The organism is Devosia polycyclovorans (genome assembly GCF_042181575.1).
GTDB lineage: Bacteria > Pseudomonadota > Alphaproteobacteria > Rhizobiales > Devosiaceae > Devosia > Devosia polycyclovorans.
On sequence record NZ_CP170082.1, the window covers coordinates 459,237 to 478,387 of the forward strand.

General features: G+C 62.9%; 20 protein-coding genes. 9 read left to right on the forward strand and 11 right to left on the reverse strand.

The window, feature by feature from the left end:
• Positions 1-9 precede the first annotated feature (9 nt).
• Positions 10-1,125: a cyclopropane fatty acyl phospholipid synthase gene (gene cfa / locus ACE4RL_RS02270; RefSeq protein WP_375598915.1), complete on the forward strand. Its 1,116-nt coding sequence runs from the start codon at positions 10-12 to the stop codon at positions 1,123-1,125.
• A gap of 45 nt (positions 1,126-1,170) precedes the next feature.
• Here the strand turns inward: cfa and ACE4RL_RS02275 are convergent, their stop codons facing one another.
• Together ACE4RL_RS02275 and ACE4RL_RS02280 are read right to left on the reverse strand one after the other, a co-directional pair.
• Positions 1,171-1,623 carry an NUDIX domain-containing protein gene (locus ACE4RL_RS02275; protein WP_375598916.1) on the reverse strand — a complete coding sequence of 151 codons (453 nt, stop codon included), beginning with the start codon at positions 1,621-1,623 and terminating at the stop codon, positions 1,171-1,173.
• 11 nt (positions 1,624-1,634) lie between these two features.
• Entirely contained in the window at positions 1,635-3,161 is a 1,527-nt protein-coding gene (locus tag ACE4RL_RS02280) for a YifB family Mg chelatase-like AAA ATPase (RefSeq protein WP_375598917.1), read from the reverse strand.
• A 183-nt stretch (positions 3,162-3,344) separates the two neighbouring features.
• On the opposite strand from ACE4RL_RS02280, the gene ACE4RL_RS02285 reads away from it, so the two are divergent.
• The 4 genes from ACE4RL_RS02285 to ACE4RL_RS02300 all read left to right on the forward strand — a co-directional run bounded on the left by ACE4RL_RS02285 (position 3,345) and on the right by ACE4RL_RS02300 (position 7,142).
• Positions 3,345-4,181, forward strand: a complete 837-nt coding sequence (locus ACE4RL_RS02285) for a GH25 family lysozyme (protein WP_375598918.1) — start codon at positions 3,345-3,347, stop codon at positions 4,179-4,181.
• A 101-nt stretch (positions 4,182-4,282) separates the two neighbouring features.
• Positions 4,283-5,275 (forward strand): SPFH domain-containing protein, encoded by a 993-nt coding sequence (locus tag ACE4RL_RS02290; protein ID WP_375600222.1) that lies wholly within the window; start codon positions 4,283-4,285, stop codon positions 5,273-5,275.
• Between the two features lie 12 nt (positions 5,276-5,287).
• On the forward strand, positions 5,288-5,737 hold the full coding sequence (locus ACE4RL_RS02295; protein WP_375598919.1) for an NfeD family protein: 450 nt from the start codon (positions 5,288-5,290) through the stop codon (positions 5,735-5,737).
• Positions 5,738-5,876: 139 nt separating this feature from the next.
• Positions 5,877-7,142 (forward strand): outer membrane beta-barrel protein, encoded by a 1,266-nt coding sequence (locus tag ACE4RL_RS02300; RefSeq protein WP_375598920.1) that lies wholly within the window; start codon positions 5,877-5,879, stop codon positions 7,140-7,142.
• A gap of 9 nt (positions 7,143-7,151) precedes the next feature.
• Here ACE4RL_RS02300 and galU read toward each other — a convergent pair whose 3' ends face one another.
• Positions 7,152-8,036 carry a UTP--glucose-1-phosphate uridylyltransferase GalU gene (gene galU / locus ACE4RL_RS02305; protein WP_375598921.1) on the reverse strand — a complete coding sequence of 295 codons (885 nt, stop codon included), beginning with the start codon at positions 8,034-8,036 and terminating at the stop codon, positions 7,152-7,154.
• Positions 8,037-8,146: 110 nt separating this feature from the next.
• On the opposite strand from galU, the gene galE reads away from it, so the two are divergent.
• The 3 genes from galE to ACE4RL_RS02320 all read left to right on the forward strand — a co-directional run bounded on the left by galE (position 8,147) and on the right by ACE4RL_RS02320 (position 11,610).
• Positions 8,147-9,133 (forward strand): UDP-glucose 4-epimerase GalE, encoded by a 987-nt coding sequence (gene galE, locus ACE4RL_RS02310; protein WP_375598922.1) that lies wholly within the window; start codon positions 8,147-8,149, stop codon positions 9,131-9,133.
• 12 nt (positions 9,134-9,145) lie between these two features.
• Positions 9,146-10,348, forward strand: a complete 1,203-nt coding sequence (locus ACE4RL_RS02315) for a lytic murein transglycosylase (RefSeq protein ID WP_375598923.1) — start codon at positions 9,146-9,148, stop codon at positions 10,346-10,348.
• 74 nt (positions 10,349-10,422) lie between these two features.
• Entirely contained in the window at positions 10,423-11,610 is a 1,188-nt protein-coding gene (locus ACE4RL_RS02320) for a DUF459 domain-containing protein (protein WP_375598924.1), read from the forward strand.
• A gap of 224 nt (positions 11,611-11,834) precedes the next feature.
• Here ACE4RL_RS02320 and ACE4RL_RS02325 read toward each other — a convergent pair whose 3' ends face one another.
• The 6 genes from ACE4RL_RS02325 to rsmI all read right to left on the reverse strand — a co-directional run bounded on the left by ACE4RL_RS02325 (position 11,835) and on the right by rsmI (position 15,225).
• Positions 11,835-12,461, reverse strand: a complete 627-nt coding sequence (locus tag ACE4RL_RS02325) for a MarC family protein (RefSeq protein ID WP_375598925.1) — start codon at positions 12,459-12,461, stop codon at positions 11,835-11,837.
• 58 nt (positions 12,462-12,519) lie between these two features.
• Positions 12,520-12,717, reverse strand: coding sequence for a DUF2283 domain-containing protein (locus ACE4RL_RS02330; RefSeq protein ID WP_375598926.1), 198 nt, complete (start codon positions 12,715-12,717; stop codon positions 12,520-12,522).
• Positions 12,714-12,968 carry a DUF4258 domain-containing protein gene (locus tag ACE4RL_RS02335; RefSeq protein WP_375598927.1) on the reverse strand — a complete coding sequence of 85 codons (255 nt, stop codon included), beginning with the start codon at positions 12,966-12,968 and terminating at the stop codon, positions 12,714-12,716. Before ACE4RL_RS02335 ends, ACE4RL_RS02330 begins: the two co-directional genes overlap by 4 nt.
• Before the next feature lie 61 nt (positions 12,969-13,029).
• The gene (gene gshB, locus ACE4RL_RS02340; protein WP_375598928.1) at positions 13,030-13,974 is read right to left on the reverse strand and encodes a glutathione synthase; all 945 of its coding nucleotides are present in this window, start codon (positions 13,972-13,974) and stop codon (positions 13,030-13,032) included.
• A gap of 8 nt (positions 13,975-13,982) precedes the next feature.
• Positions 13,983-14,369, reverse strand: a complete 387-nt coding sequence (locus ACE4RL_RS02345; RefSeq protein ID WP_375598929.1) for a YraN family protein — start codon at positions 14,367-14,369, stop codon at positions 13,983-13,985.
• A complete protein-coding gene (gene rsmI / locus ACE4RL_RS02350) occupies positions 14,338-15,225 on the reverse strand; it encodes a 16S rRNA (cytidine(1402)-2'-O)-methyltransferase (protein ID WP_375598930.1) in 888 nt (295 codons plus the stop codon). The genes ACE4RL_RS02345 and rsmI overlap by 32 nt, the downstream gene beginning before the upstream one ends.
• Positions 15,226-15,331: 106 nt before the next feature.
• Here rsmI and ACE4RL_RS02355 point away from each other — a divergent pair, with 106 nt between their 5' ends.
• Positions 15,332-16,540 (forward strand): penicillin-binding protein activator, encoded by a 1,209-nt coding sequence (locus ACE4RL_RS02355; RefSeq protein WP_375598931.1) that lies wholly within the window; start codon positions 15,332-15,334, stop codon positions 16,538-16,540.
• On the opposite strand, the gene pncA is transcribed toward ACE4RL_RS02355, so the two are convergent.
• Together pncA and pabB are read right to left on the reverse strand one after the other, a co-directional pair.
• Positions 16,537-17,172 carry a bifunctional nicotinamidase/pyrazinamidase gene (pncA, locus tag ACE4RL_RS02360; protein ID WP_375598932.1) on the reverse strand — a complete coding sequence of 212 codons (636 nt, stop codon included), beginning with the start codon at positions 17,170-17,172 and terminating at the stop codon, positions 16,537-16,539. The two genes, ACE4RL_RS02355 and pncA, sit on opposite strands and share 4 nt — an antisense overlap.
• Positions 17,169-18,947, reverse strand: a complete 1,779-nt coding sequence (gene pabB / locus ACE4RL_RS02365; protein WP_375598933.1) for an aminodeoxychorismate synthase component I — start codon at positions 18,945-18,947, stop codon at positions 17,169-17,171. The genes pncA and pabB overlap by 4 nt, the downstream gene beginning before the upstream one ends.
• Positions 18,948-19,151 lie beyond the last annotated feature (204 nt).

Below are 19,151 nucleotides of genomic sequence, written 5' to 3' on the forward strand. Positions count from 1 at the left end.
TTGTCGCTCATGTCGTACGCCGCCAAACGTTTCGTTCTGGATCAACTCGACCGCGCCGGGATTGTCACCGGACCTGGCCCGGATGCCGATGTCACCATCCATGACGAGCGGCTATACGCCCGCCTGTTGCGGGACGGCACGCTGGGGCTGGGCGAAAGCTATATGGATGGCTGGTGGGATGCCGAACCGCTGGACGCGCTGTTGTTCAAGCTTGCCGCGGCGCGGGTCCAGGATGCCTTTCCCCGCGACCTGCCGCTGATTGCCAGTATGCTCAAGGCGCGCCTGCTCAACATGCAGCGGCTGCGGGTGCGCGAGGTCGCCGAAAAGCACTACGATCTCGACAACGACCTTTACGCAGCCATGCTGGACAGGCGCATGATTTATTCCTGCGCCTATTGGGCACAAGCCGACACGCTGGAGGCGGCACAGGACGCCAAGCTCGATTTGATCTGCCGCAAGCTGGGGCTGGAGCCGGGCATGGCTGTGCTCGATATCGGCTCGGGCTGGGGTGGGTTCCTGCATTTTGCCGCCGAGCGCTATGGCATTTCCGGGCTCGGCGTCACCGTGAGCCAGGAACAGGCCGACTATGCCAATGCTCACGGCCAGGGCCTGCCGGTGGAAACCCGGCTGATGGACTATATGGCGCTTGAGGGTCAGTTCGACCGCATCGTCTCGATCGGCATGTTCGAACATGTCGGCTACAAGAATTACCGCGCCTTTTTCGAAAAAGTCCGGTCACTGCTCAAACCCGAAGGCCTGTTCCTGCTGCACACCATCGGTGGCAACGTTTCGACTACCCATGGCGACCCTTGGGCTGAAAAATACATCTTTCCGAATGGCATGCTGCCTTCGATTGCCCAGATCGGGGCAGCCGTGGAAGACCTGTTCGTGATGGAGGATTGGCACAATTTCGGTGCCGACTATGATCGCACGCTGATGGCCGGGCGCGCGCGGTTCGATGCGGCCTGGCCTGAGCTGTCGCAACGCTATGACGAACGCTTCCGCCGTATGTGGCGCTATTATCTCTCGGTGTTTGCTGCCCTGTTCCGCGCCCGGCAGATCAATCTCTGGCAGATCGTGCTTTCGCCGGAAGGGGTGCCGGGGGGCTATCGCCGGGTGAGCTGAGCGTGATTCACGTGGAACATTTGTCCACAGACTTATGCACAGAGCTCAGAAGATTGACTGCCTCAGCGGCAGCTTGATCGAGGCCGGAAAGCCGGTTTCCAGCTCGTCCCAGAAGCGGTCGCGCAGGACTTCGGGGAAGACATGGCCCGAAGGCAGGGACTCGCGTGCAAACCAACCCGCTTCGCTGATGGACTCAGCCTCGGCAGGATTGGCCGAAACATCGATCTCGCCCGAAATATAGTCGGCGAGGAACCAGAATTTGACGATGCGGCCCCAATCATCGACCAGTTCGTCGATATAGGCCAAGGCGCGCGTCTTGACGCGGATGCCGGCCTCTTCAAAGGCCTCGCGTTCAGCGGCTTCGTGCAGCTCTTCATTCCCCTCCACGCCACCACCTGGTCCGGCCCAGAAGTCGTGCACGCCGGCACGATAGTGCCGAACCAGAAGGATCCGGTCGCCTCGCAGCGCCAGAACGCCGGCGGAAATGCGGTGTTTCATGCTCGGTCCGTTCAGGCTGCACCGAAACTGAGCCGGTAGCTCAGGGCCTCGGCAATGTGAGGCCGCGCCACCTTATCGGACCCCGCCAGATCGGCAAGGGTGCGGGCAACCTTGAGCACGCGATGATAGGCGCGCGCAGAGAGGTTGAACCGCTCGGCGGCCTGCAGCAGCAAGGACTGGCTCTCCCGGTCGGGCGCGACCAGTTTTTCGATGAGCGAAGCCGGTGCGGCCGCATTGGTCAGAACATGGCCATGCCCCGCATCGGCATAGCGCTGCCGCTGCTTTTCGCGCGCGGCGGCCACGCGTTTGGCTACATCGGCCGAGCTTTCGGCCGGTCCGGCAGAGGAGATCATGTCGGCCGCACTGACCGCCGGCACATCAATACGGATATCGATGCGGTCAAGAAAGGGGCCGGAAACCCGCGCCTGATAGTCGCCCGCGCAGGCAGCGCCACGCTTGCAGCTATGGCCCGGCGTGCCCGCCATGCCGCATTTGCAGGGGTTCATGGCGGCGATGAGCTGGAAGCGCGAGGGATAGGCCACGCGCGCATTGGCCCGGGCGATCACCGTTTCACCGCTTTCGAGCGGCTGGCGCAGGCTGTCGAGCACATTGGGGGCGAATTCGGGCAGTTCGTCGAGGAACAGCACGCCATTATGCGCCAGACTGGCTTCGCCGGGGCGGACCTTGAGGCCGCCGCCCACCAGCGCCGCCATGGAGGCCGAGTGATGTGGCGCCCGGAAGGGCCGGCGATCGGACAGCGCGCCACCCGCCAATTCGCCGGCTATGGACTGGATCATGGATATATCGAGCAGTTCGCGGGCCGAGAGCGGCGGCAAAATGGACGGCAGGCGCGCGGCCAGCATGGATTTGCCCGCGCCAGGCGGGCCGACCATGAGCATGTTGTGCCCGCCGGCCGCGGCGACTTCGAGCGCGCGCCGCGCCACTGCCTGGCCGCGCACATCGACAAGATCGGGCAAATCGCCCGGCGCCGCCAATTGCCGGCCAGGCTGCGGCCGGGCCTGCAGTTGATGACCGGTGAGATGATTGACCAGCGCGATGAGGCTATCAGCGGCGATGATGTCGACGTCTTCCCCGGCCCAGGCCGCTTCGGCGCCCGAGCGCTTGGGACAGATAATCCCCATGCCCTTGGCGCTTGCAGCCATGGCGGCGGGCAGAACACCGCCGACATGGGCCAGGCGCCCGTCGAGCCCCAGTTCGCCCAGTGCCACAAAATTCTCCAGCGCATCCTGTGGAATGGCGCCCAGCGCGCCCATCAGTGCCAAGGCGATGGGCAGGTCATAATGGCTGCCTTCCTTGGGCAGGTCGGCTGGAGCCAGATTGATGGTGATGCGCTTGGGCGGCAGGCCAAGCCCCGAGGCGGTCAAGGCGGCGCGGACCCGCTCGCCGCTTTCGCGCACCGCCTTGTCGGGCAGGCCGACCAGCACGAGGGCGGGAAAACCGGGCGCGATATGGGCCTGAACATCGACCGGAACGGCCTCAATGCCCTGAAACGCCACAGTCGTTACGCGCGTGACCATCGGCTTTGCCCCCAATTGCCGGACCTGACGCTAGCAGATCGTTAACCGCCCAGCAAGAACGAAGAGCGAACGAAAGATGGCTCGTTAACCATGCTGGCTGCCACACTGGTTACCCTAAATCTCCATTAACCGGAGCATGTTGAATCAAATAGCAATTGTTGTTGCATTTGAGTGTTCCTTGTCATGGCTTCGTCTGTCCGCCGCTCTGCCTCCGCCCTTCTGCGTGGCGCCGTCATGAGCCTTGCCGTGGTTGCTCTGGCCGCCTGCGGCAGCATGGGCGGGCTTTACAGCGCCATTCCTGGTGATAACCGCCCCCATTCGGGCGTGGACCGGGCGCGCGGCATGCCCATCCAAGGGATCGACGTGGCGCGCTATCAGGAGAATGTCGATTTTGCCCGGGCGCGTGCGGCCGGCACGCATTTCGTCTTCATGAAAGCCACCGAGGGCAAGGACTATATCGACCCCAATTTCCGCCTCAACTGGCAGCGGGCGCGCGATGCGGGCATGCCGCGCGGCGCCTATCACTTCATGACCTGGTGTTCGCTGGCCTCAGAGCAGGCGGCCTGGTTCACCCAGAACGTGCCCTATGATCCAAGCGCCCTGCCACCGGTGCTGGATCTGGAATGGAACAATCACTCAAGCTGCAAGGTCAAACCGAGCAAGGCTGACGCACTGGAGAAGATCCGGCTGATGCTCGACGTCATGGAACGCCATAGCGGCAAGCTGCCGATCATCTATACAGACATGAATTTCCATCGCGACATTCTGGCCGGCGAATATTTCCCCAATGCCTTCTGGCTGCGTTCGACCGCCGCCGAGCCGCATGAGCGCTATGAGAACCGGCCCTGGACCTTCTGGCAATATACCCAGACCGGCGTGGTGCCGGGCGTGCGCGGCGAAGTCGACCGGAACGCGTTCTACGGCAGCACCGAGGACTGGCTGATGTTCCTGCATACCGGCTGCGATCCGCGCGCCATTGCCGCGCTGCGGGCAACCGGACGCTGTCTGCCCTCAAAATAGGGGGCGATTTGGCGCTACCCAACCGGCTTGTCGCCGCATAAAGTTGCGCGGCGAGTTGGGCATGGAGGGCTGGGCCGATGGGCTTTCTCAATGATTTGGGGCTGGACGGTCTCAGCATCACGCTGATCGGGCTAGGCATATTGCTGGTGCTGGTGCTGTTTGCCGGCGCCAAGACCGTGCCGCAGGGCTATAATTTCACCATTGAGCGGTTCGGCAGATATACCCGTACACTCAAGCCCGGCCTCAATCTGATCGTCCCGTTCATCGATGTGATCGGCAAGAGGATCAACGTCATGGAGCAGGTGCTGGACGTTCCGCACCAGGAGGTCATCACGCGCGATAATGCGACAGTGACCGCCAATGGCGTGACCTTCTACCAGATTCTGGATGCCGCCTCGGCCGCCTATGAAGTGACCAATCTAGAACACGCCATTCTGAACCTGACCATGACCAATATCCGCTCGGTCATGGGCTCGATGGACCTCGATTCCCTGCTCTCCAATCGCGACGAGATCAATGACCGCGTATTGCGGGTGGTCGATGCGGCTGTCTCGCCCTGGGGTGTCAAAATCACCCGTATCGAAATCAAGGATATCGACCCGCCCAGTGACCTGGTGGATTCGATGGGCCGGCAGATGAAAGCCGAGCGAGAGAAACGCGCCACAATTCTGGAAGCCGAAGGCCGGCGGCAGGCCGCCATTCTCAAGGCCGAGGGCGAAAAGCAGGCCCAGGTGCTGGAGGCCGAGGGCCGCCGCGAAGCCGCCTTCCGCGACGCCGAGGCCCGCGAGCGCGCCGCAGAGGCCGAAGCCAAGGCCACTCAATTGGTGTCCGAAGCCATTGCCGCGGGCAATGTGCAGGCAATCAACTATTTCGTGGCCAATAACTACATCAAGGCGCTGGAAAAAGTGGCCACTTCGCCCAACCAGAAGCTGCTGATGCTGCCCGTCGAAGCGTCCAGCGTGATCGGGGCCATTGGCGGCATTGCCGAGATTGCCCGGGAAACCTTTGGCGCGGAAAAGCCGGTGCAGCCGCGCGCAACCAGCCGCCCGCCCGCCAGCGCACCGTCCGCAGCGCCGTCTCCCGCGCAGGACTGACGGGAGCGCGTTATGGAGATCGTCAATTTCCTGGTCGAAAACGGACCCTGGAGCTGGATCGTTGGCGGCCTGATCCTTCTGGCGCTCGAACTGGTGCTGCCCGGCGGCTTCCTGCTCTGGATGGGCATCGCGGGCATATTGACCGGCATCATCACCTTGTTTCAACCACTGGCCTGGCCGGTGCAATGGCTGATCTTCGGGGTGCTCTCACTGGTTTCGATCCTGATCTGGATCCGTTTGATGCGCCATCGGGCCGCGCAATCCGACCGGCCACTGCTCAATCGGCGCACTGAACGCCTCGTGGGGCGCGAAGCGGTGCTCGACCAACCCATCGTAGAGGGCTTTGGCAGATTGACGCTGGACGACACCAAGTGGCGCGTGCGCGGCCCGGACCTGCCCGCCGGGCAGCGCGTACGGATCACCGGGGCCGATGGCGCCGTGCTGACAATCGAACCGGTCTAGCCCAGGCCGATCTTTTCAGCGGGCTCTAGGCAGTTCTGCGCAAGAGTTCATTAACCATAAGCTGCAAGGATCGGGGTTCCGGCCCCTGGGGCCTGTACCGGCCTCAACTTGTCTGCCGGCTAGATCTGCGGAGCGGGACTTGGCCCGGCGAAACCTCATAGCGTTGCGTGTTCTGCTGACGAGCGGTCTGCTCACGGGCACAGCGCTGGCCGAGCCGCTCATCATCGATGAGGAGGCGCTTGTCGAGGCGCGGCTGGCGCCCGGCATCTATCCGTCAGCGCCCGTGCCGCAGGAGTTTGCCCCGCCCAGCGAACCGGGCCACCCGCCGGTCGAGATCGACTGGTCACTCGGCCTTAAAGGCAGCTACAGCCAGACAACAGGCGGCAATCGTTTCGTGACGACGCTCAATCCGGCTGTTTCGGCAACCCATCAGGGGGTGCGCACCGATCTGATGCTCGAGGGCGATGCTGAACTGGCCCGTGACAATGATGGCACTTTGGGCGTTACCCGCCTCAACCTGGACTTGTCCGGCACCACGCAGCTGGATCGCGACACAACGGCCAGTGCCGGAGCGACCCTCAAATTGTCGCGCGATCTGCCCTCCACGCCGGGGCTCGATCCCCTGATTACCGATCCGGCGCTGAGTGTCACCGGCGCTATGGACGGAACGATCGAGCGTCAATTCGGAAAGTTCAATCTGGGCCTCAGCGGCGCCCTTGCGCGCACGGTCTACGGCCCGACGATCCGGACCGATACCGGCAATACCGACAATTCAAACCAGAATGTGTGGGAAGGCGACACCACGCTGCGCCTGGGCCTCCAAGCGACCCCGATCATCGAGGTCTTCGGCGAAGTGGGCCTGGGCCGGGACTGGTTCGACCGCCCCGGTACGGGCGGCATTATACCCGATGCCACGAGCCGAACACTGCGGGCCGGCCTTGCTGGCAGTTGGAACGGGCTCTTTAGCGCCAGCGCCGCGGTCGGTGTCGCGCAACACGACTTCGACGACGCCAGCCTGGCCGATATCACCGCGCGGCTCTATGACGCCAGCGTGACCTATTCCCCTGACCCGACCCTCAATCTGACCGCGTCACTGGCCACCACCGTGGAGCCGACGGGAGCCGATAGCGGGGGCACGGCGCGGGTGGCACACCGGGCAACGACCAGTGCCGACTACACCGTCAATTCCTGGTTGCGCCTGCGCACCTCGGCAGAATGGGGGCGCTCCTGGCTCGAAGGCAGCAGCGAAACCGAGACGCGACATGGGGCAGGCTTCGGCGCCGACTACCGGTTCAGCCGCCATACCGCGATCTCCGCCGACTATGCCTATGCGCACCGCAACAACAGCGCCTCGGGCACTTTGGACAGCCACACCGTCAGCGTGGGCGTGACGGTTCGGCGCTAAGGGCTGTGATCAGAGCTGATCTTCGAGATCGAGCTTTCTCAGTTCCTCGATGAAGCCGGGGCGGATGTCGGGGCGGTCCAGGGCAAAGACCACATTGGCGGTCAGAAAGCCCAGCTTGGAGCCGCAATCATAGACCTTGCCCTGGTATTTCACTCCGGTGAAAGGCTGCTGGCTCATCAGCGTCTGCATGGCATCGGTGAGCTGGATTTCCCCGCCCGCGCCCTTGGTCTGCTCGGCCAGGAGCGCGAAGATTTCCGGCTGCAGGATATAGCGCCCGGAAATGAACAGGTTCGATGGCGCCTCGTCACGCTGGGGCTTTTCCACCATGCCATCGATGGCAAAACCGGTGTCCGGACCCTCGCCGCGCACCACCACGCCATAGGAGGACACATCCTCCCAGGCGCATTCCTCGACCCCGATAATATTGCCCGGCCGCTCTTCATAGGCATCCATCATCTGCTTGAGCACGCCCGGCCTGGCCTGGAAAATCATGTCGGGCAGCAGCAGCGCGAAGGGCTGGTCGCCCACGATGTCCCGGGCGCACCAGACCGCATGACCCAGGCCCAGCGGTTCCTGCTGACGGGTGAAGCTGGTGCGACCGGCCGAGGGCAGGTCCTGCTGCAACTCCTCAAGCGCCGCTGACTTGCCACGGGCCTCCAGCGTTGCTTCCAGTTCGAACTGCTTGTCGAAGTGATCCTCGATGACACCCTTGTTGCGACCGGTGACGAAGACAAAGTGCTCGATCCCGGCTTCGCGCGCCTCATCGACGGCATACTGGATCAGCGGCCGGTCTACGACCGTCAGCATTTCCTTGGGCATCGCCTTGGTGGCGGGCAGAAAACGGGTTCCCAGCCCCGCAACCGGAAACACCGCTGTTCGAACTCGTTTGGACACGCAAGGCTCTCCTCGGTGGCATTGGAAGGGTAGGTGACGTAAAAGCTAAATCAACATCTGCCACATATTGTTGCAACCAAATAGCGTTGCGATGCCGGGAGTTAGCTTAAATGAGTGTGTTGGTTACCGGGGGCGCCGGCTATATCGGCAGCCATATGGTGCTCAATCTTGCCGATGCCGGCGAGCAGGTTGTGGTCCTCGACAATCTCGTCACCGGCTTCGACTGGGCCATTGACGGGCGGGCCATTTTTGAAACTGGCAACGCTGGGGACATCGATCTGGTGCTCAGGCTGATCGAGAAGCATCGCATTACCGAGATCATCCACTTCGCCGGTTCGATCGTGGTTCCCGAGTCGGTCTCCAATCCGCTCAAATACTACGCCAACAATACCGCCACGTCCCGCAATCTGATCGAGGCCGCCGTCAAGGGCGGGGTCAAGCATTTCATCTTTTCCTCCACCGCCGCGGTCTATGGCATGACCGGGCTGGCGCCCGTGGTCGAAGACACGCCACTCAACCCCATGTCTCCCTATGGCCGCTCAAAACTGATGACCGAGTGGATGCTGGCCGACGTAGCGGCGGCCCATCCGATCACCTATGGGGTTCTGCGCTATTTCAACGTCGCCGGAGCCGATCCGGGCAAGCGCTCGGGCCAGTCGACCCCCGAGGCCACCCATCTGATCAAGGTGGCTTGCCAGACCGCGCTGGGCCAGCGAGAGAAGATGGATATCTTCGGCACCGATTACGAGACGCCGGACGGCACCTGCGTGCGCGACTATATCCATGTCACCGACCTGATCGCCGCCCACGCCCTGTTGCTCAAGCATTTGCGCAAGGGCGGGGAGAGCAGCACGCTCAATTGCGCCTATGGCCGCGGCTATTCGGTGCGTGAAGTGGTGGACACGGTGCGCCGGGTGTCCGGCGTCGACCTGCGCGCCGATGAGGGGCCACGCCGGGCCGGCGATCCGGCCTCGATCACTGCCACGGGCGAGAAGGTGCGGAAGATGCTGGGCTGGGTGCCGCAGCATGACGATCTTGAAGAGATCGTCGACACCGCGTTCAATTGGGAACGGCATCTGATGACCCGCAATCGCTGAGGAACCAAACCCATGTTCATCCGGCTCGTGGCGCTGATCTGGCTGGCTCTGGCCGCGCCAATCCTGGCCCAGCCAGCGGAAAGCTTTGACGCCTTCCTGCGCGATCTTCGCCACGAGGCGGTGGCAGCAGGCGTCAATGCTGGCTCCTATGACGCCATAACACAGAACCTGACCCCGGATCCGCGGGTTCCGAACCTGGTCGAGACCCAGCCCGAGTTCACCACCCCGATCTGGGACTATCTCGACCGCCGCATCTCGGCGGGCCGTATCGAACGCGGCAAGGCGGCCATGGCGCGCCATGCGGATCTGTTTGCGGCAATCGGGCGGGCCTATGGCGTCGACCCCTATGTGCTCGGCGCCATCTGGGGCATGGAGACCGACTATGGCGCCGTACTCTCCAATGACAGCCTCATCCGGCCCATCGTCCGCTCGCTGGCCACGGTTGCCTGGCAGCGCCGCAGCCGCTTTGCCGAAGACAAGGCCGATTTCTTCGCCGCGCTGAAACTGACGGCGGCCAATAATGGGGTGTCACCCGTCGGCTCCTGGGCTGGGGCCATCGGCCATTTGCAGGTCAATCCGTCCAATGTGCTGGCCCATAGCACCGACGGAGACGGCGATGGGCGCGTCGACCTGCATAATTCCCTGCCCGATGCGCTAGCCACCAGTGCCGTCTATCTTCGGCGCCTGGGCTATCAACCCGGGCTCGATTGGGGCTTTGAGGTCCTGGTGCCGCAGAGTTTCGACTATCTGCTGGCCAGCCGCGAGCAGTTGCGGCCGATATCCTTCTTTGCCGAGCGCGGCATATCTCGCGTCGCCGGTCGGCAGTTTGCTGACCTCTCGACGCCGGTCTTTCTTTATGTGCCTGCGGGAAAAGACGGCCCGAAATTCCTGATGACCACCAATTACCTGGTGTTCAAAGGCTATAATTTCTCTGACAGCTACGCCATGGCGGTAGCGCATCTGACGGACCGACTTAAGGGCGGCGGGCCCTATGTTACGCCCTGGCCGCGCCAGACGCAGTTTCCCAATCTCGCCCAGCGCCAGGCCATTCAGCAGGCGCTTAAACAACTGGGCCATTATGACGGCGCGGTGGATGGACGGATCGGTCCCATCACCCAGGCCGCCTACGCGCGTTTCCAGGCGCAGCGCGGCGAGGTCGCTGATGGCTTTGTCACCCGTGCGGCCTATGAAGCACTCAGCGCCGCCACCCGATAACGGGATGGGGAGCGCCGTGGCCAGGCGGTGGCGGCAGTGATAAAAGGCGGACATAGCGCTTATCGGACCCCCACATGAAACGGCTGATCCTCTGCATATTGGTTGGCATACTGGCCCTGATCGATCCCGGTCCGGCGCTGGCCCAGAGCGTCGTCGGCGAGCGCATGGAGGTTGCGCAGAGCGAACAGCCGCGACGCCGCACCCTGTTCGACTTGCTGTTCGGCGAAGAACCCGCGCCAGCGCCACAGGTCCAGCAAACCCGGCCACGCCCTCAGCAGGCCGCGCCAAAGCCTGCTCCAGCTCCAGCCCTGCCGCCGCCCAAGCCGGCCATCGACAAGGCGGAGGACGCGACGCGGCTGGCGGTCTTTGGCGATTCGCTGGCCATTGATCTTGCCCGAGCGCTTGAGCGGTTTTATGCCGAGGACCCCAATCTGGTGGTCATAGGGCAGGGCGTCAGTTCCTCCGGCTTCGTGCGCGACGACTATTTCGACTGGAACGCAGCGCTGGCCGAACAGATTGCCGCCGACAGCTTCGATCTGGCCGTGGTCATCATCGGCATCAATGATAACCAGGCCATCAACGCCAATGGTCAGTCCTACGCACCGCTGAGCGAGGGTTGGACCAGCGCCTATCAGGCCCGGCTCAATGAATTTCTCAGCCAGTTGCGCGCGGCGCGAAAACCAGTGATCTGGATGGGGCTGCCACCCATGTCGCGCAGCCAGTATTCAGCCGCTATCAGCCAGATCAGTGCGCTGCACCGGCTGGCGGCCTTTTCCGGCGGCGCGGAATATCTCGACATTTTCGAGCGCTTTGCCGATGCTGAGGGGAAATACGCCGCCTATGGCCCCGATGTGAACGGGCAGAATGCGTTGATGCGCAAGGATGACGGCATCCATTTTTCCTCGGCGGGCTCGGACAAGCTGGCCTTCTATATCAGCCAGTCGATGCGCAATTTCTATCGCGGGGGACGCGTGAGTGTGGCCGTGGCCGACCCGCTGCAGGGCACCGATGCCGGCGCCATGCTGCGCCCGCCCTTCCAGGGTCTGGGCCAGATCCGTCTGCTTGAAGTCGCCGGCGCCGTCATGCCGCTGGGCCGGGTGCCGGAGCGCGCCAGTGATCTGGTGACGGCCAGTGGCCCGGTTGGGTCGCCGGGCGGTTTCCCGCTCGATCAGTTGGTGGACGCGCCGGTGGGGCGCGTCGATGCCTTTGGCGTGGGAAAAACGCCCCAAGACCAGAGCCGGCCCCTCAATACCGCCCGCTAAAGCGCGGCGGAGATCGGGGTCAGCATCTCGGAGCGGGCAGAGCCCGTTCCGGCCACGCTGGTGGCCATGATGGCGAAGATCAGCAGAACAAGAGCAGCAGCGAGCCGCATATGGCAAAATCCCCAAGGGTTAATGCTGCGCATAGTTCTGCGTCCGGAAGCCCGCGTACGCAAGAACAGCGTTAAGACTTGCTTAACGCTGACAATTTTCAGAAAATTTTCGGATTAGCCGCCCAGCAGGCCGCTGGTCTTTATGCCATCAAATACGAACTGCACGGCAAGAGCCGCAAGCAGGATGCCGACAACGCGCGAGACTACGGACAGTCCGGTCAACCCCAGCAGACGCTGGATCGGTATGGCAATGAGCAGGGTCAGCCAGCATAGCGCCAGAATGACCACGATGGCCGCCAGCACCAGCCAGAATTCGAGGTCGGATTTGGCGCCGGTGGTCAGCAGGATGACCGCGGAAATCGCGCCGGGCCCGGCCATCAGGGGCATGGCGAGGGGAAAGACCGAAATATCCTGGCTCTGGCGCGCTTCGCGCTCTTCTTCATCGGTGGTGCCGGTGCCGCCTGAATGGCGGGCAAAGACCATGTCGATGGCGATCAGCAGCAGCAGGACGCCGCCAGCGGTGCGCAGTGCGGGAATGGTGATGCCGAAGATATCAAGGATGGCATTGCCCAAGACGGCAAAGAACAGAAGGATGGCCAGCGCCACCAGCACGCCACGCGTGGCGAAGATGCGGCGCTGGGCCGGGGAATTGTCCTTGGTCAGGGCGGCAAAAATGAAGGCGATGTCGGCCACGCCCACAGTGGCGAACAGCGTAGCGAATGCGACGAGAAAGGTGTTCATGCAAGCTCCCCAGCCCAGGCGACAGCACTAGGGCATTTTGCTGGCTGGAGCAAATGTGTCAGGCGGCCTCAACCAGCATGTCGGGGGGCAATTGTTTACGGGCCTGCAGCACTTCCATGCCGACAATGTGCCCCTCTTTGTCATAGTCAAGGACAATGCCGGGCGAGACTTCTTCACTCTCTTCGACCAGGCCGGAAGAGAAGCGAATATAGGCGGCATCCGCCTCCGGGTCATACGCCACTGTCGGCTTGTTCATTTTGGCCTCGCACGGCGATCCAGAAACACAGATACTATACGGAAATTGACGGGCGTTTCCACTGCGGCAGCACGAAGATAGCGGCCATCGCGTTCCGGCACGGCGCCAAAGTAGCGAACCACGGCCGGGTCGATGCGGTCCGGTTCAATCCACTGCGGTTCGCGAAGAACTCTTTCGACCCAGGCGGGATTCAGGCCACGTTCAAGCAACACGGTGTTTGCATGATCTGTGTAGACGACCGGCTTTGACATCGATTCGGCCTCCTGTTTCGATGTCGTTCAACAGGTGAATGGTTGCCGGAACAAACCGGCGCTACGCCCGTCGCTTCTCGATCGCGTCCCAGATCAGAACGGCAATGTCGGGGCCGCCGAAGCGCTTGATTTCGCGGATACCGGTGGGGGAGGTGACGTTGATCTCGGTGAGATAGCCGCCGATCACGTCAATGCCGACAAAGATCATGTCCCGCTCCTTGAGCGCCGTGGCGATAGCAGCGCAGATTTCCTGTTCGCGCTCGGTGAGCGGAGAGAGTTCCGGGCGTCCGCCGACATGCATGTTGGAGCGCGCCTCGCCGTCGGCCGGGATGCGATTAAGGCCCATGACCGGTTCGCCATCGATGATGATGATGCGCTTGTCGCCCTGGCGCACATCGGGGAGGTAGCGCTGCACCATGAAGGGTTCGCGATAGTTCTGCTCGAACAATTCGAGCAGGCTGGCCAGATTGTGGTCGCCTTCTTGGATGAAGAACACGCCGGCCCCGCCATTTCCGTATAGCGGCTTGACGATGATATTGCCGTGCTCGCGCCGGAAGGCCTGGATTTCGGACCGGTCGCGCGTCACCAGCGTGGGCGGCATCAGTTCGGGGAAATCGGTGACGAGGATCTTTTCGGGGGCATTGCGCACCGCGGCGGGCGGATTGACCACCAGGGTCTTGGGATGGATGCGCTCGAGCAGATGGGTGAGCGTGATATAGTTCATGTCGAAGGGCGGGTCCTGGCGCATCAGCACCACGTCCTGGGTGGAAAGATCCACCCGCGCCGCTTCACCCAGGGTGAAGTGCTTGCCTTTTTCTGCGTCGGTCACCGTGATCGGCTGGGCCAGCGCGCTCACCAAATCGCCCTTGAGCGAGAGCGTATCGGGTGTGTAATGCAGCAGCTCATGCCCGCGCGCCTGCGCCTCGAGCATCATGGCGAAGGTCGAATCGCCGGTCGGGTTGATGGTTGCGACATGGTCCATCTGGACGGCGACTTTAAGCGACATGGTCATTCTCACGCTGCAGGAAAGGCGTTGATGAGATGGCGTGGCCAGCGACCCGGTGCAAGCAGAATCACGTCGAAACGCAAATCCTTGCCGCTTTCCGCCGGGTGTCGGACGAGCCAATATTGTGCGGCACGCGTGATCCGCTGACGATTGACGGCGGCATGGGTAAGAAATTCGTCAGCGTCCCGGGCGCGTGCCTTGACCTCGACAAAGGCGATAGTGCCACCCTTTTCGACCACCAGGTCGATTTCGCCCACTGGCGTTTTGACGCGACGGTCGCGCAACCGATAGAATTTGAATTGCAGGAACAGCGCCGCCAGCGCTTCGCCGCGATGGCCGCGGCGCTCGGCCTTGACCCGCTTCCTACTGGGCGTTCTTGAGGGCGAGCGCGGCATCATAGACTTCCTTGCGCTTGAGGCTGAAGCGCGCGGCAATCTCATCGACCGCGGCGCGCAGCGGTTGCTCAGACATGGCTTCGACCAGTGCCGCCTGCCAATCAGCGGTGTCGGGCGCGGCGGGCTCGGCGGCGCCGGCCACCACGATGACAGCCTCACCCTTGGTGCTCTCCGCGCTGAACTGTTCTGCCAATGCGGCGAGCGGGCCCCGGAAGGTGCGCTCGAAGCGCTTGGTCAATTCGAGCGAAACCGCCGCCTGCCGGTCGCCCAGCACTTCGGCCATGCCGGCAAGGCAGGCGGCAAGACGCCGGGGCGATTCGTAGAATACCAGCGTTTCACGTGAATCCTTGAGTTTTTCCAGCGCATTGGTTCGGGCCCCCGCCTTGGGTGGCAGGAAACCATGGAAGACAAAGGCGTCCGTCGGCAGGCCCGCAACCACCAGTGCCGATAACAAGGCCGAGGCACCGGGAATGGGAAAGACCGGCAGGTTCTGTTCCGCCAGCGCCCGGATCAGCGGAAAACCCGGATCGGACAGCAACGGCGTGCCCGCATCGGAGATCAGCGCAATGCTGGCCCCGGCCGCCACGCGCGCCGCGATGTCCTCAGCCTTGTCGCGTTCATTGTGCTCATGCAGGGCCTGGCGCCGGCCTTTGATACCGTAATGGTCGAGCAGCTTGGCCGAGGTGCGCGTGTCCTCGCATAGTACCAGCTCTGCTGCCGCCAGCGTTTCGAGCGCTCGCAGGGTGATGTCGCGCAGATTGCCGATGGGCGTGGCCACGACATAAAGGCCAGCCGCCAGCGGAGGGGCCTCGAAGCGGGTGCCGGCGATGAAATAGTCCCTGGTCTCGCCACTCATCGCCTGCCCCTTACGCGTCTCAAACTTTGGTTAACCATATGCGGCGACCTTGTTAACACATTGTGAGCTTCTGCAGCGGCATCGGATAGAAATGGGGAACAAAGGGGTGAAATGGGGACGCCGGGCGGTCATGGCGGGCCTCGCCTCGGCGCTGGCCGCCTGTTCACCCGGTGCGCTGCAATGGGGTTCGCGCAGCTTTTCCCTGCCCTGGTCGGGGGACGATGGCGGCACTGGCGGGCTTTTGCCTTCCGCTAGTGCCCCCAAGGAGCAATTCGGACGCGGACGGGTCAGCGTCGCCTTGCTTTTGCCGCTCTCGGGCAATGCGGCGCTGAGCCAATTGGGTACGGCGCTGGCCAATGCATCAAAGCTCGCCATCGCCTTTATCGAAGCCAACCCCAATATTGGAGAAAACATCACCATCTCGTTGCGCGATACCGGGGACAGCGCGGCGGGCGCGACCAGTGCCGCCAATGCCGCGGTGGCCGAAGGGGTCAAGCTGATCCTGGGGCCGCTGACGGCCGAACAGGTGAGCGCCGCCGGCCAGGTGGCGCGGGCGGCAGGTATTCCGCTGATCGGCCTTGCCAATAATGGCTCGGTCGCCGGGCCGGGCGTCTATGTGCTCAACGTCTTGCCGGAAACCGAGATGAAACGCGCTGTACGTTACCTGCGCGATCAGGGGCGGCGCGGCCCAGCGGGCATCTTTCCGGCCACGCCCTATGGCGAGGCGCTGGCTACCGCTTTCCGGCAGCAGGCCATTGCCGCCGGGTTCAACCCCAGCGCGGTCTATACCTTCTCCAACATTTCCGAGGCGCAGCAGATTGTCGATCAGGCCAAGCCCCTGATTGATCGCGGCATGATCGATGCGCTCTTCATCCCCGACCGGGCCAGCGCCGCGACCTTTTCGGGCCTTCTGGCCCGGGCCGAGGTCACGGGTGAGATGGTGCAATTGGTCGGATCGGCCGACTGGGCGAACGATGCGGCCCTGTTGCGCAATCCGGCCCTGGCCGGTGCGATCTTTCCGGCGGTAGACGAGGCTGGTCTCAATGCCATTCGCGCCGATTATTCGGCACGCTTTGGCGGCAATCCCCCGCAAATGGCCACTATTGCCTATACCGCCACTATTCTGGCCAATGTGAACACTCTGTCGCTCGCGACCCCGCCCTATGAGGCGTCGCTCCTGACCAATCCCGCCGGCTTTGCCGGGCGCGACGGGCTGTTCCGGTTCCATGCCAATGGGCGGAGCGATTATGCACTGGTGATCAAGCAGATCGCGGCAGGCGGTGTGACGGCAACGGTGGACGGGGCCAGGATTTAGCCGAGGATATTGCGGCTCTGAATGCGGCCAACCCCTGCCTCTGCCATATCGGCCCAAGCTTTTTCCAGTGACCCGTTCGCATCGATGGCCCGGGTGGCGTCTTCAATGACGGTGACATCGAAGCCGCCTGCGGCACCGTCCAGCGCTGTCCAGGCCACGCAGAAATCGGTGGCCAGGCCCACGACATAAAGGCGGCCGACATCGCGCTCGTTGAGATAGCCGGCCAGGCCCGTCAGCGTTTCCCGGTCCGCCTCCTGAAAACCAGAATAGCTGTCGATCGCCTTGTTATAGCCCTTGCGGATGATGAGCTGGGCATGGGGGATAGCGAGATCGCGGCTGAGTTCGGCGCCCCTGGTCTGCCAGACGCAGTGATCGGGCCAGAGCACCTGGGTGCCATAGTCGAGCTCGATGGTCTCGAACGGGGCCTTGCCCTCATGCTGGCTGGCAAAGGAGATATGGTCGGCCGGGTGCCAGTCCTGGGTGAACACCACATTGCTGAACCGGCTCGCCAGCTTGTTGATCAGCGGTACGATTTCATCGCCCCCCGCCACGGCAAGATTTCCGCCGGGCAGGAAGTCATATTGCACATCGACGACGACAAGCACGTCTTGGGGCGTAATGGCGATGGTCATCGGTCAGCTTTCTCCCGGTCTATCCATTCGGCCCGGATCAGCCCGCGCACCGAATTGCCCAGCCAGATTGCATCGGCAGCCTTGAGATCGGCAAGGGTCAGCACAAGCTCTTCTGCCTTGCCCTGAGCGATCAGCTCGGCGCGCAGCGTGCCTGGCAAGACCCCGGATGCCAGCGGCGGGGTCAGTAGGCGCCCTTCGCGTTGCACGAACAGATTGGTGAAACTGCCTTCGGTCAGTTCACCGCGCTCATTGGTGAAGACCAGTTCATCGATCCCGCGCGCCGCATGCGCCTTCTGCCGCGGTTCGTCGTAGAAGGCCCGATTGGTCGTCTTGTGCGCCAGCCAGACGCTGCCTGAATCAAGCTTCGCATCGGCAATGGTAAAACGGAATATGTCGGGGCTGGGGGGCAGGGGCATGGCGCTCAGATCGAGGCCATCATCCGAGAGGGTCAGACGCACGCGCATCGGCCCGGTCCAAGCCGCCGCCCGTTCATCCAGATGGTCCTGAACCCCCTCCCGCGTCACCGGGAGCGCGAAGTAGGTCGCTGAAGCGATCAGCCGATCCAGATGCCGCTCGCGCAAGGCATAGCCCTCTTCAGGCGTCCATTTGAAGGTTTCGATCAGGGTGACCGGCGGGGCCGGATCGGACAGGAAACTCAATTTGAGCAGGGCCTCTTCATACTCATCGCGCGCTACCGAATCAGCGACGATACCGCCGCCAATGCCAATTTCGCCGCGGCCTTGGTTGTCGATCACCGCGGTGCGGATCGCCACGTTGAAGGCAAAATCGCCTGTCGGGGCGAGATAGCCGATAGAGCCGGTATAGAGCCCACGCGGGGCCTGTTCGAGCTCATGGATGATTTCCATAGCCCGCAATTTGGGCGCGCCGGTGATCGAACCGCAGGGAAAGAGATTTTCCAGTACCGCGCCAAACCCGATCTCCGGCCGCTTCCGGGCGGTAATGCCGGAGGTCATGGTGTGGAGGCTGCGATAGGTCTCCACCGAAAAAAGGTCCGTGACTTCAACCGACCCGATCTCGGCAATACGCCCCAGATCATTGCGCAGCAGATCCACGATCATCAGATTTTCGGCGCGGTTCTTTTCGTCTGCGAAGAGGGCGGCCCGGCCCGCCGCGTCTTCGGCAAGCGAAGTTCCGCGCTTGAGCGTGCCTTTCATCGGCCGGGCCGCAAGGACCCCGCTCTTGCAGGACACGAAGAGTTCGGGCGAACGCGAAAGGACGTGATGATCCCCGGCATGGAGATAGGCGCCATAGGCCGTGCGCTGACTTCGGGTGAGCCGGCGATGGAGCCCCAGAGGATGCCCATCCAGAGCAAAGCGCGCCTTGAATGTCATGTTGACCTGATAGGTGTCGCCAGCCGCGATCAGGGTCTTGGCCCGGTCGAATGCCTCTTCATAGTCGGCAAAAGCAATCGCAGGGGTCACGTCGGTAGCCCGGCCGTCCGGGGCCTCAGCCAGCAAAGCGTCCACTTCCGGGCCGCTGAGTGCCTGGGGTGAATCATAGAGCCCGAACCAGAGCAGCGGGTTTTCCGTGCGCTCCGGGAGCAGGGCCACGAGGCGCTCCTCGAAAATATAGCCCAGCTCATAGGCCAGATAGCCGGCGGCCCAGAGCCCGTCCCGGCCGGCTCCGGCAATGCGGCCCAGCGCCGCTCTGGCCTCGTCGGCTGTATGGGCAATCAGGGTCTCACGCGGCGCAACAAACAGTAGGTTGCGACCGTCGGACGTGCGATTGTCATGCAGCAAAAGGGTGCCAGGCATTATCATGCCGCGGTCTTAAGCGGTTTCGCCGGCTTAGGGAATCATCCAATGGGTGGGCGCTTTCTTCCGCGCTGGGAATTTTCACCGAGAGGCAAGCTTGAAGCGTCTATGACACCCCCCTATATACGCCCCGAGACCCTGCAAGGGGCGAGTTTACGTATATCAAACCTATAAGGGACCCCGGCCCCTTTTCGGGCCAGGAAG